The organism is Acinetobacter seifertii (assembly GCF_000368065.1).
Lineage (GTDB): Bacteria > Pseudomonadota > Gammaproteobacteria > Pseudomonadales > Moraxellaceae > Acinetobacter > Acinetobacter seifertii.
The window spans coordinates 301,185-312,947 of the sequence record NZ_KB851200.1 but is presented as its reverse complement, the minus strand read 5'-3'; the positions used below and the strand labels follow the sequence as shown (position 1 = coordinate 312,947).

Genomic DNA, 11,763 nt, shown 5'->3' with positions numbered 1-11,763 from the left:
ACTTGTCCTATCTTCTATTTAAAACGAGCTTGCATCCTTACATTTAACTGGCTGGGAACGCTCCTTTAAAATTTCGTAGCCACGATCGCCGTAGTCAAAACGCGCAATCACAGAAGCAAATTTTTTCAAACTTACAGGTGCATCCATTGCAGGTAGTTTTAATTCAATAAAAGTTAACTGGTCATTTAAATGAACATTGTCTAAAACGCTCTTTAGCTGCCCTGCTGTTTCAACCACATAAGTGGTATGGCCTTTTTTACCGTTAAATACCGCTGGAATTTCAGTGTATTTCCAGTTTTGCACGTCGTTATAGGCAGCATTTTCACCCATAATTAAGCGCTCAATGGTGTAGCCGCCATTGTTCAACAAGAAAATAATTGGTTTTAAACCGTGACGGATAATGGTAGAAAGCTCTTGTACCGTAAGCTGGAAAGAACCATCGCCAATAAACAAAATTTGACGGCGTTCAGGGGCAGCCAACAAACTACCAAGCAAAGCTGGTAATGTGTAACCAATAGAACCCCAAAGCGGCTGTGCAATATATTTAGCTGTAGCAGGCAGCTTTATACCCGACAAAGCAGAGTTTGATGTCCCGACTTCACCAATAATCACATCATCTTCTTTTAAGAATCCTGAAATATAATTCCAAAGCACATCTTGGCTTAGTTTTTGTTGAGCTGGAGCTTCAACTACTTTCTGAGGATGTTTTTCGAGAAGAGGTGTTGATGATTTACGTGGCGCAACTTTTTTATTTAGCTCAACAAGTAATTGTCCAATCTCAATACCTGGAAAATCCTGACCAAAAATATTTAGGCCATAAGATTTAATTTCGATGTAGTTCTTGGTTTCAATTTGATGAGTAAATACAGCTGACCCCACATCGGTAAAACGTGCACCAATACCAATCAAACAGTCAGATTGCTCAATGATATTTTTCACATGCGGTTGGCTTGCCCCACCCACATAAGTCCCGATATAACGAGGTGAGCCTTCATCCATAATATTTTTTGCAGTATTCATACCTGCAAATGGAATCGAGCATTTTTGAGATAAATCATTTAAAAGCGACGTTACACCAAAAACTGAAGCTTCATTATCAATAAGAAGTGCTGGGCTTTGAGCATTCTCAATAATGTCACAGAGTTTTTTTACCACAGTTTGTAATAATTCAGGTTCAACAGCTGGGTAGCTTAAGTCGAGCGGACGCTCAGATACTTCAATTTTAACGTGGGTAATATCGCCTGGTAGTTGAATGTGTACAGGACGGCGTTCAAGGAAACACTGACGTAATACACGGTCAATTTCAAAGGCTGCATTTGCTGGAGTTAAACGAGTTTGGGCAACTGTAAACTCTTTCATACAGTTCATAATATTGTCATAGTTACCATCGACAAGCGTATGGTGTATGAGAGTACCCCTTTGAACTGCATGTAACGGTGGAATTCCTGAGATATGAATAAGAGGTACATTTTCTGCGTAGGCACCTGCAATACCATTAATCGCACTTAAGTCACCTACACCATAAGTGGTTGCCAAGGCAGAAAAACCGTTAATTCGTGCATAACCGTCTGCTGCATAGGCAGCATTTAATTCATTACAATTTCCAATAAATTCGAGTTGTGGGTCTGCTTCAACTTGTTCTAGATATGAGAGGTTAAAATCACCAGGTACACCAAAGAGATGTTGGATACCCATTTGTTTTAAACGAAGATTTAAAAAGTCACCGATTTCTATGAACATTGCTCTATATCCTTTGAGACCAATTTTTATTCCATAGAAAAATAATATTTCATCTACCTTTTAGATTTCGTGCATAATGAAAACGCATTTTAATAAAAATACATGATTTGTGTATCATAAAAGGATTTTATGCAATGGATAAGTTCGACTGGCAAATCATTCAAGCACTACAAAAGAATGGACGGCTCACCAATCAGGAAATAGGAGATTTAATCGGTTTATCTGCTTCACAATGTTCTAGAAGAAGACAGTTACTCGAGCAAAAAGGCATAATCTTAGGTTATACCGCGCGCATCCAGCAGCAGGCGCTAGGCCTGGAAGTGACGGCAATGATTCATATTAATTTAAGAACACACGAGGCAAAGTCACAACAAGCTTTTCAAGAATTGATTGAAGCCGAAGATAATATTCAAGATGCGTTTTCAATTAGTGGTGATGCAGATTTTATTTTAAAAGTTGTTGCTGAAAACTTAGAACAGCTTTCTCAATTTGTGACTGAAAGGTTACTTTCTTATAATTTTATAGGTCACATAAAGTCTTACATTGTTCTTAAAAAAATTAAAGAACAGAATCATTTTTTAATCAAACCTAAAAGTATGAGCTATCATCACTCCCAATAAGCAAGCCAAGCTTTCCTACCTTATCAGTGAAAATAAAAGGCGGATACTAGATCCGCCTTAAAATTAATATTTAGACTTTACTGATATGAACCGTTTGCCCAATCGTATTTTCAAGCAAACCTTCCAAACCAAACTCGGCACCTATACCAGACATTTTCCAGCCACCAAAAGGTGCATGAGGCAGGACTTCTGCATGGGTATTAATCCAAACAGTACCGCATTGAAGTTGAGTAGCATAAGTTTGAGCAGCTTTAATATCGGAAGACCAAATTGAGCCACCTAAACCAAACTCACTGTCATTGGCACGAGCAATTGCATCATTGATATCTGTATATTTTAAGATAGGCAATACTGGACCAAACTGCTCCTCTTGCACCACGCGACAAGAGTCAGAAACTTCAGTCAAAATAGTTGGCGCAATAAAGTAGCCTTGCTCTGGTAGCTGTTGTTGTCCAGAAAGTGCTTTTGCACCTTGTTCAATCGCTTCAGCAATAAGCGCTTTCACTTTGTTATATTGCATTTGGTTTTGTACTGGGCCAAATGTGGTAGAAGACGCCATACCATCACCTACAACTTGAGCATTGGCAATGTCAGCTAACTTTTGAGATAAAGCCTCATATTCGCTTTCATGCACGTATAGACGCTTTAAGGCTGCACATGTTTGACCAGCGTTTAAGAACGCCATGTTAAAAATCTTGGCTGCAATTTCATCGATATTTGCATCTGACAATACAATACCAGCATCATTACCACCCAACTCTAAAGTTAAGTGTTTTAACTGCTGAGCTGCACCAGCCATAATGTGCTGGCCTGTTCGAGTTGAACCCGTAAACACGACTTTTTGTACATCTGGATGAGAAGATAGCGCTTCGCCAATCTCACCAGCACCAACCACAATTGAAATAACACCAGCAGGAACTTCTTGCTGAATGATTTCACATAAACGTAAAGTCGATAGTGGTGTGTATTCAGAAGGTTTGCTAATAACAACGTTACCCGCGCGTAAAGCAGGCATGATATGCCAAACCGCAATCATGAGTGGCCAGTTCCATGGTGTAATTGAAGCCACTACACCTAATGGTTGGCGATGGCGCTCAATACGCTTAGTTTCACTGTCTTCAATGACTTCTACAGGTAAATCCATAGCAGCCGCATACCGCGTCCAACCAATTGCACCCTGCACTTCCATTTGCGCAAGTGCGAGTGGCTTACCTTGTTCAAGTACAACCAACTCTGCAAGCATTTCAGCGTGCTTTTCAATGCCATCTGCAATCTTGTTTAAGATTGACTTACGCTCTTCGTGGGAGACTTGTTGCCAAGCTTTAGATGCCTGTTTAGCTGCACTCACTGCCTGATTGACCTGTGCAACTGATGCTTTTGCACAACGTGCAGCAGTTAAGCCAGTAGCAGGGTTTAGAATTTCTAGTTCACCTTGCTCACCTGAACAAAGTTGACCGCCAATAATGAGTTTAAATTCATTGAGCATATTCGCTTGTTGCATTTCTTCTTCCTTGTCTTAATTGTAATTACAGCCACTTACTTTTTTCAGTTAAAGCGGGATTATTTAAAGTAAGTACGATATTGATATATCAATGCGACCCAAAATATCGGTAACATACCAATACAATAAGAAATTTGCTCCCCATAAATCATGCATAATTATTTTTGTTTTTTGAAAATATGCATGTTTTGTGCATATCAATCTCTTGTGATGCACACTTTAAATAAAAATAATATGTAATAAAAAAGCCCGGCAATAAACCGAGCTTTTTTTGTTATCAACTCAATTAGTCGATTGGTGGTACATAGTTACCAGAAGCAATTGCATCTTTAATGCGGTCAGCTTCAGCCAATACTTGACCTAAAAGGTTTTTAACATTTTCAAATGTCACAACAGGGCTTAATGTTGTCATTTTCAATGACTGTACATCACCCACTTTTGTTACACCGATATTTGCTTCGCCACGTGCAAACAATTCGTCTGCTACGTTTTGGTTCAAGCTATCGATAAACTCAACTGGGTAGCCTTGTGGCACAACACGGAACAATACCGAAGCAAATTGTGGTTCAACTAAAAGTTCTAAACCTTCAGTTGCCTTGATGTAATCTGCAACTTCACGAGTCAGTTTTACACCATGGTCAATCATTGAACCATATAGGTCTTCACCTAGTGATTCAATTGTCATCCACAATTTTAATGCATCAAAACGACGAGTCGTTTGTAATGACTTAGATACAAGGTTTGGTACACCATGTTCTTCGTCATAAGCAGAGTTCAAGTATTCAGCTTCATAATGCATGAAACGATAGTTCGCTTCGTCTTTCAACAAGAACGCGCCACAGCTAATGCTTTGGAAGTAATGCTTATGGAAGTCGAGGGTAATCGAGTCAGACAACTCAATACCATCAAGCATTGCACGATAGTCATTTGACAAAATCAGTGCACCGCCCCACGCAGCATCGATGTGCATCCATGAACCATATTTCGTTGTGATTTCACGAATTTTCTTCAATGGATCAATTGCACCAGCATCAGTTGTACCGGCTGTCGCAACAACACAAGCAACAACTTTGCCTTCAGCTTGAAGATGCGCCATCGTTTTTTCGAGAGCATCAACATCCATCTGAGCATTTTCATTCACAGGAACAGTCACAACTGACTGGAAGCCCATGCCCATCATTGCCATGTTCTTTTGCACAGAGAAATGCGCATTTTCAGAACAAATAACTTTGACGTTTTTCATTGCTTCAGCTGGAATACCATCACGCTGTACAGACCATGGATTACCATTTTCGTCTTTCCAGTTTTTCGAGATGCACCAGTCACGAGCAAGCAAAACACCCATCAAGTTAGATTGAGTACCGCCAGAAGTGAATACACCTGCCTGACCAGAACCATAACCTACTTTTTGACGCAACCAATCAATCAACTGAACTTCCATTAATGAACCTGCCGGGCTTTGATCCCATGAGTCCATAGACTGGTTAGTTGCATTGATTAACACTTCCGCAATCTGGCTCATCACCATAGTTGGGCAGTGTAAATGCGCTAATGAATGTGGATGGTGTACTTTCAAGCTTTTATTTAAGAAAAGCTCAATCATACGTTGAAGTGATTCTTGTACACCCATACCTTCTTTTGAAGGCTGGAAAGAAATTGCTGAACGCAATTCTTTGATGCTACCGCCTGTGTACATTTTTTCATTTTGCAACCATGCTGAAACGGCTTTTACCGCTTCGCCCATTGCTGACTCATAGTCAGCAATGGATTGTGCATCATTGCAGAGTAACGCTTTACGATGTTCTGCAAAATCCACCATTCTTACGCGCCTCGTACTGCAACCAATGCTTCTGCAATTGCTTTCTTAAAGCGGGCAATTACTTCCACACACTCTTCTTGAGTAATGATAAGTGGGCAAAGTAAACGAATTACTGTACCGTTACGACCACCTTTTTCAAGCAATAACTTGTTGTTAAAGCAAGCAGTCTGGATCGCAGCCGCTAACTGAGAGTCAGCAGGATGAGAACCGATACGGTCAGCAGGTTTACGCTCGTCAACGATTTCAACACCAATCATTAAACCGCGGCCACGTACATTACCGATACATGGGAATTCAGTAGCTAATTTTTTCAATTCAGCTTGTAGGAAGTCACCACGTTCTTGCGCATTTTGAGCAAGATTTTGTTCGCTAATCGTTTTTAGTACGACAAGGCCTGTACCCATAGCAAGTTGGTTACCACGGAAAGTACCGGTGTGACCAGCAGGCTGCCAAGCATCAAATTTACGTTTAATACCTAATACTGCAAGTGGTAAACCACCACCTACTGCTTTAGACATTACAACAACATCAGGTTCAATACCTGCATGTTCAAACGCAAACATTTTGCCTGAACGTGCAAAGCCAGCTTGAACTTCGTCTAAAATTAAAACGATGTTGTGCTTTTCAGTCACTTCACGGATTTTTTGCAACCATTTTACTGGAGCAGTAACAACACCGCCTTCACCTTGAATTGCTTCAAGAATTACAGCAGCAGGTTTTGTTACACCGCTTTCAACATCTTCAATAAAGTTTTCAAAATAGTAAGTTAAAGCATCAACACCAGCTTCACCACCCAAACCAAGTGGGCAGCGATATTCATGCGGATATGGCATGAATTGTACGCCTGGCATTAAACCGTTAACCGAGTTTTTCGCACTTAAGTTACCAGTCATTGCCAGTGAACCATGGGTCATACCATGATAACCACCAGAAAAACTGATTACTGAACTACGACCAGTGTAAGTCTTAGCAAGTTTAACCGCTGCTTCAGTCGCGTCTGCACCAGCAGGACCACAGAACTGTAAGCAGTACTCTTCTTTACCGCCTGGTAAATATGCTAACAACGCTTCAGTAAACGCATCTTTTAAAGGTGTGGTTAAGTCTAAAGTATGCAATGGCAAACCACTTGCCAATGTGTCTTGAATACTTTGAATCACCGCAGGATGATTATGACCTAAAGCCAATGTACCTGCCCCAGCTAAACAATCAAGGTACTGTGTACCTTCAACATCAGTAACCCAGCAGCCTTGTGCTTTCGCTATCGCTAACGGTAATTTACGTGGATAGCTACGAACATTCGATTCCATCTGACTTTGGCGAGTCAAATAATATTCGTTGGTAGCATTGTCGGCAGGGTTGACAGAAGTAACGCTCATATCGGATTACCATCTCTGATAAGGGTAGAAAGAAATAAGTCTGGTGACTTTTGGTCCTTTGACTCGGTGCTTTATAGAACTAGCGAAGACACATATTTTATATCTTGTAACTAGGAGCGCGATGATACCTAATTTTGCAAGAAAAAAAACGTCTTTTGTGTACTTTACTCATCTAATCTTATTGAAAATATGTATTATCCCAATAGTTATGATGAATTATCATCATACTATGTGACAACCTAAAGAAAATATTCTTTTTTTATATTAGTTTGATTCTTTAAGTTACATTGAAACACTTTAATTTTAAGCTTTTATTTTTTATAGTTTTTATTCTTACCAAAAATTAAAAAAATTGATTTAAATATTACAAATACCCCACAAAATCTGCCAAAGTTATGCATAACTTATGTTTAACATTTCTTAATGAAAAAAATTAAATTTATATTAATTTTTAAAGGATAAATTTATGCGTACTTTAGCAATATCTACTCTTCTACTTGGTACGGTACTCAGCCCTATGGTTTTTGCCCAAGATGATAATGCCCTTCACTACAATATTGTAAATGTACAAGCTGAAGCTTCTCGTCAGGTATCTAACGATGAAATGCATGCCACTTTGTATATTGAAAAAAGTAACAAGCAGCCTGCTGAACTTTCAAATCAGATTAACCAGTTAATGAATCAAGCGCTTGCAACTTCCCGTAAATACCCGCAAGTAAAAGTGGAAACTGGTGCTCAAAGCACTTATCCAATTTACGATAACGATAGCAATAAGTTAAAAGAATGGCGTGGTCGTGCAGAAATTCGTCTTGAAAGTAAAGATTTTAAAGCCGCTAGCCAGTTAGTGAACGAATTGCAGCAAAACTTCCAAACTCAATCGATTAATTTTACGGTTTCTGACGAACAACGTAAAAAAGTTGAAAATGAGTTGATGGTTGAAGCATCTAAAAACTTCCAACAACGTGCTCAAATGTTGACTCAAGCATGGAATAAAAACCAATATACATTGGTCAATTTAAACTTGAACACTAACAACTATTTCCCTCAACCCGTAATGCGTGCCAGCATGGCTAAGTTTGCTATGGCAGAAGCTGCACCGGCTCAAGACATGGCTGCTGGTGAGTCTAAAATTACCGTAAATGCAAACGGTTCAATCCAGTTTAAATAATTTATCTTTCAAACTAAAAAACCGCATAAAGAATGCGGTTTTTTATTGCTAAATATTAAGGTTTTAAACGCAAATCCTGCAATGAACTCCACGCTGCTTTAGCTAACACATCTTTGTAAACTTTAGGGTTGGATTTTACACGTTGTGATAACCACGCACGACAATAGCTCTCTGTAGAACCAATCACCAATGAAAGCAAAAGCTCATTTGGAATTAAACTTAATGCTTTAAATTCTTCAAAATTTGCAATCTGGCTAAATATATTTTGGTTTCTGTTCTTATTTCTTTGGACGAGCTGCTGGTGTTCTTCACCTTTCATCATGTTAAAACGTGCTGAATTTAAAAATCTTGCAAATTCAGGCTGCTCACTTACCCAGTCCACATAACTATGAATTAAAGAAAATACCACGTCTTGTAGCGTTTTGGCCTGTTTTAAGTATTCATCTCTTAGAACCGTTTGGTCATCTAAAGCTGAAAAAAATAATGCCGCGACGATACCCTCTTTATTTTTAAAATGATGATAAATCGCTCCAACACTCGTTTCTGATTTGGCACGAATCATTTCGATACTGGTCGTTTCTATGCCATGCTCTAAAAAACATATTAAAGCATCTAACAATATTTGTCGTTTTAAAGCAGCCCTTCTTCCGGGATACAAACGTTCTAATAAGTTTTGAGCAGATACCATTTTGTATTCTCTAACCAGTCATCGGAGATATTTTGAATGACTTGACGTCTATTTGTAAACAGAACTATATTCTTTAACAGAAGAATATTCTGTATTTAAAATTATAGGAAGTGAAAATCATGGCAACCACCTTAGAACTTTGGAAAAAAGTGACTGCTTTTCCTAAAGGAAAGTGGACATTCTCTCGTATGCTATGTCTAAAAGCGCCTTATTTCGGTAGCATTTCCCCTCTTTTTATTGAGTTAAAACCGAACTATTGCGAAATTTCTATTAAGAAGAAGCGCTCTGTCCTTAACCACATTGGGACAGTCCACGCAATTGCCATGTGCAATATGGCAGAACTCGCAGGTGGGACTATGACAGAAGTTACCGTCCCTTCCACACACCGCTGGATTCCCAAAGGTATGACTGTTGAATATTTAAAAAAGGCAGAAACAGATCTCATCGCTATTGCGACGCCTGTACAAGCTGATTATGACTGGGAAAAAGCAGGAGAATATTTAGTAAGTGTAGATGTTTACGATACTCATAAAGACAAAGTATTTCATGCGGTCATTACAATGTGGATTTCTAAAAAGAAATAAAAAAAGCCCTGAAATTTCAGGGCTTTTTTGACTTATTTTTTAAAAGGTAAAGCATATTTAAAGATACGACCTACAACCTGTCCAAACTGTTTCACCAGACTCGCATTGTTATAATTAATACCATATTTTTCACATACAGCCTCAACTTTTGGAGCCATTTGACGATAACGGCGTGCTGGAACATCAGGAAATAAATGATGTTCAATCTGATGGCTCAAATGTCCACTTAAAATATGTAATGCTTCTGAACCTTTTAGGTTTGAAGAACCACGAATTTGGCGCATATACCAGTGTCCACGGCTTTCTTCTTGTAAAACAGACTTTGGAAATACCTCTGCATCTTTTGTAAAGTGACCACAGAAAATAATCGTAAATGTCCACATATTACGCAGACCATTTGCAACTAGGTTTCCAGTAAATACAGGCAACGCTGCGGGCCCTGCAATTAATGGGAAGAACACATAGTCTTTAAAAAGTTGTTTACCAATTTTTTTATTAACTGGTTTTAACTCTTCTAAAAATTTGGCTTTAGTCTTACGTTTGTAAAGAACACGACCAATTTCAAGATTCTGAATTGCTACGCCCCACTGGAACAATAAACAAAACGGAATGCTATAAACAGGTTGGAGTAAAAAACCTGGTTTCCAACGTTGCTCTGGGAATAAACGGAGCAAGCCATACCCAATGTCATCATCAACACCTTTAATATTGGTATAGGTATGATGCTTATAGTTATGCGTTTGGCGCCAGTTATCAGATGTACCTACTGTGTCCCACTCATAAGTTTGACCATTAAACTTAGGGTCGTTCATCCAGTCATATTGACCGTGCATCACGTTATGACCAAGTTCCATGTTCTCCATAATTTTAGAGAAACCTAATAGACCTGTACCTAAAACCCATGCTGGCGGAAACCATCCAGCAAATAGACAAGCACGACCTAAAAGACCACTGTAACGAACTGCGGCATAGACACGGCGAATATATTTAGCGTCTTTTTCACCCAAATCATCCAATACTTCTTGTTTGATCTGATCAAGCTCTTTTGCAAATGCTTCAAGCTCTGCTGGAGTCAAATCGCGATTTTTAGGATTTTTAAAATATTCGACTTTCACTGGCATATTCATCAGAGTTCTCTCTTAAAGATCAATAACTAGATCGGATTGTGCTGAGTTGACACAAATCTTAAGTAACTGGCTTGGTTCAGTATTTTGACTACCGTTTAGCAAATTACGGGTAGAACCTTGCGCTTTACTACAAACACATTTATTGCAAATTCCCATACGACAACCATGTGTTGGCTTAAGCCCTTCATGCTCAAGGCTCACCAAAATCGATTGTCCCTTAGGAATTGCAATCACTTTATTAGACTGGGTTAATGTGACATTTACATAACCAACATCATCTGCAGAACTTTCATTAGTTAAACTAAAAGCTTCAGTCAGTACGGCTGGTGCTTGTTCAAAAAGCTCTTCAACAGTGGCAACAAAACCCGATGGACCACACGCATAGATTGTGCTGTTTTCAATATCATCAACTAACGCAATATGTTCAGCATTTAAACGCTCATCATTTGGTGTTTCTTGTGTATAGAACACCTGATAGCTAAAGTTTGGGTTTTGTTCAGCCACTTGCTCAAAATATTCTGTAAAAGCAGCATCAGAGCGCTGTTTTACCCAATATAAAAGCTGAACCTGTACTTTTTCTAACTGCTGGCTTTGCTTAATTGCTGTAATTAAACTCAACATTGGTGTAATACCACTGCCTGCAGCCAACATAATTAATTTCGGTGTCTGAATATTTTGTTGCATGTCACCATAAGGTTGACCAAGCTCAAAAATATCTCCAATTTTACTTTCAGCAATAAACCAGTTACTGACAATACCGTCAGCAACTTTTTTAACTGTTAAACGTAAGTGCTCAGCATCGATTTGCGTCAAGCTATAAGTACGTTCGTAACGGCGGCCAGCAATTTCAACAATAAGAGGATGATGCTGACCTGCTGCGCCCGTTTTGACCAAACGGTTGCATTTTAGAGTAAGGCTCACAGTGTCATGAGCCACGAATTCTTTTTTTACAATTTGAACTAGTCCGTGCTGTACAGACCATAAAGGATTTATTTTTTGTAGCCAGAAACTCGCTATATTTTTATCAAATACAGCTTGTGTTAATGAATTGAATAGAGAATTTCTCTTTTCGATTGCTTGCATAACTGAGGGCTCTGTCGCTCTTTTTTAATTATTATACACATGTATATATATTTGTAT

The 11,763-nt window shown here is 38.8% G+C and carries 10 protein-coding genes; 3 read left to right on the top strand and 7 right to left on the bottom strand.

Features of this window, described 5'->3' with window-relative positions; all coding sequences use genetic code 11:
* Window positions 1-18 precede the first annotated feature (18 nt).
* Complete coding sequence (locus tag F985_RS08785) at window positions 19-1,740, bottom strand: alpha-keto acid decarboxylase family protein (RefSeq protein ID WP_004700119.1); 1,722 nt, start codon at window positions 1,738-1,740, stop codon at window positions 19-21.
* A gap of 134 nt (window positions 1,741-1,874) precedes the next feature.
* Between F985_RS08785 and F985_RS08780 the strand changes: the two genes are divergently transcribed.
* Window positions 1,875-2,360: an Lrp/AsnC family transcriptional regulator gene (locus F985_RS08780; protein ID WP_004700117.1), complete on the top strand. Its 486-nt coding sequence runs from the start codon at window positions 1,875-1,877 to the stop codon at window positions 2,358-2,360.
* A 70-nt stretch (window positions 2,361-2,430) separates the two neighbouring features.
* Here the strand turns inward: F985_RS08780 and F985_RS08775 are convergent, their stop codons facing one another.
* The 3 genes from F985_RS08775 to F985_RS08765 all read right to left on the bottom strand — a co-directional run bounded on the left by F985_RS08775 (window position 2,431) and on the right by F985_RS08765 (window position 7,056).
* Complete coding sequence (locus F985_RS08775; protein ID WP_004700116.1) at window positions 2,431-3,861, bottom strand: aldehyde dehydrogenase family protein; 1,431 nt, start codon at window positions 3,859-3,861, stop codon at window positions 2,431-2,433.
* A gap of 286 nt (window positions 3,862-4,147) precedes the next feature.
* Window positions 4,148-5,680, bottom strand: coding sequence for a pyridoxal phosphate-dependent decarboxylase family protein (locus tag F985_RS08770; RefSeq protein ID WP_004700113.1), 1,533 nt, complete (start codon window positions 5,678-5,680; stop codon window positions 4,148-4,150).
* A gap of 2 nt (window positions 5,681-5,682) precedes the next feature.
* Window positions 5,683-7,056 (bottom strand): diaminobutyrate--2-oxoglutarate transaminase, encoded by a 1,374-nt coding sequence (locus F985_RS08765; protein WP_004700112.1) that lies wholly within the window; start codon window positions 7,054-7,056, stop codon window positions 5,683-5,685.
* Window positions 7,057-7,522: 466 nt separating this feature from the next.
* Between F985_RS08765 and F985_RS08760 the strand changes: the two genes are divergently transcribed.
* Window positions 7,523-8,224, top strand: a complete 702-nt coding sequence (locus F985_RS08760) for an SIMPL domain-containing protein (RefSeq protein ID WP_004700109.1) — start codon at window positions 7,523-7,525, stop codon at window positions 8,222-8,224.
* 55 nt (window positions 8,225-8,279) lie between these two features.
* On the opposite strand, the gene F985_RS08755 is transcribed toward F985_RS08760, so the two are convergent.
* Complete coding sequence (locus F985_RS08755; RefSeq protein WP_004700108.1) at window positions 8,280-8,912, bottom strand: TetR/AcrR family transcriptional regulator; 633 nt, start codon at window positions 8,910-8,912, stop codon at window positions 8,280-8,282.
* 119 nt (window positions 8,913-9,031) lie between these two features.
* Between F985_RS08755 and F985_RS08750 the strand changes: the two genes are divergently transcribed.
* Window positions 9,032-9,496, top strand: a complete 465-nt coding sequence (locus F985_RS08750; RefSeq protein ID WP_004700105.1) for a hotdog fold domain-containing protein — start codon at window positions 9,032-9,034, stop codon at window positions 9,494-9,496.
* A gap of 32 nt (window positions 9,497-9,528) precedes the next feature.
* Here F985_RS08750 and F985_RS08745 read toward each other — a convergent pair whose 3' ends face one another.
* Together F985_RS08745 and F985_RS08740 are read right to left on the bottom strand one after the other, a co-directional pair.
* On the bottom strand, window positions 9,529-10,623 hold the full coding sequence (locus F985_RS08745; RefSeq protein ID WP_004700103.1) for a fatty acid desaturase family protein: 1,095 nt from the start codon (window positions 10,621-10,623) through the stop codon (window positions 9,529-9,531).
* Between the two features lie 12 nt (window positions 10,624-10,635).
* Entirely contained in the window at window positions 10,636-11,706 is a 1,071-nt protein-coding gene (locus F985_RS08740; RefSeq protein WP_004700099.1) for a ferredoxin reductase, read from the bottom strand.
* Between the last annotated feature and the right edge of the window lie 57 nt (window positions 11,707-11,763).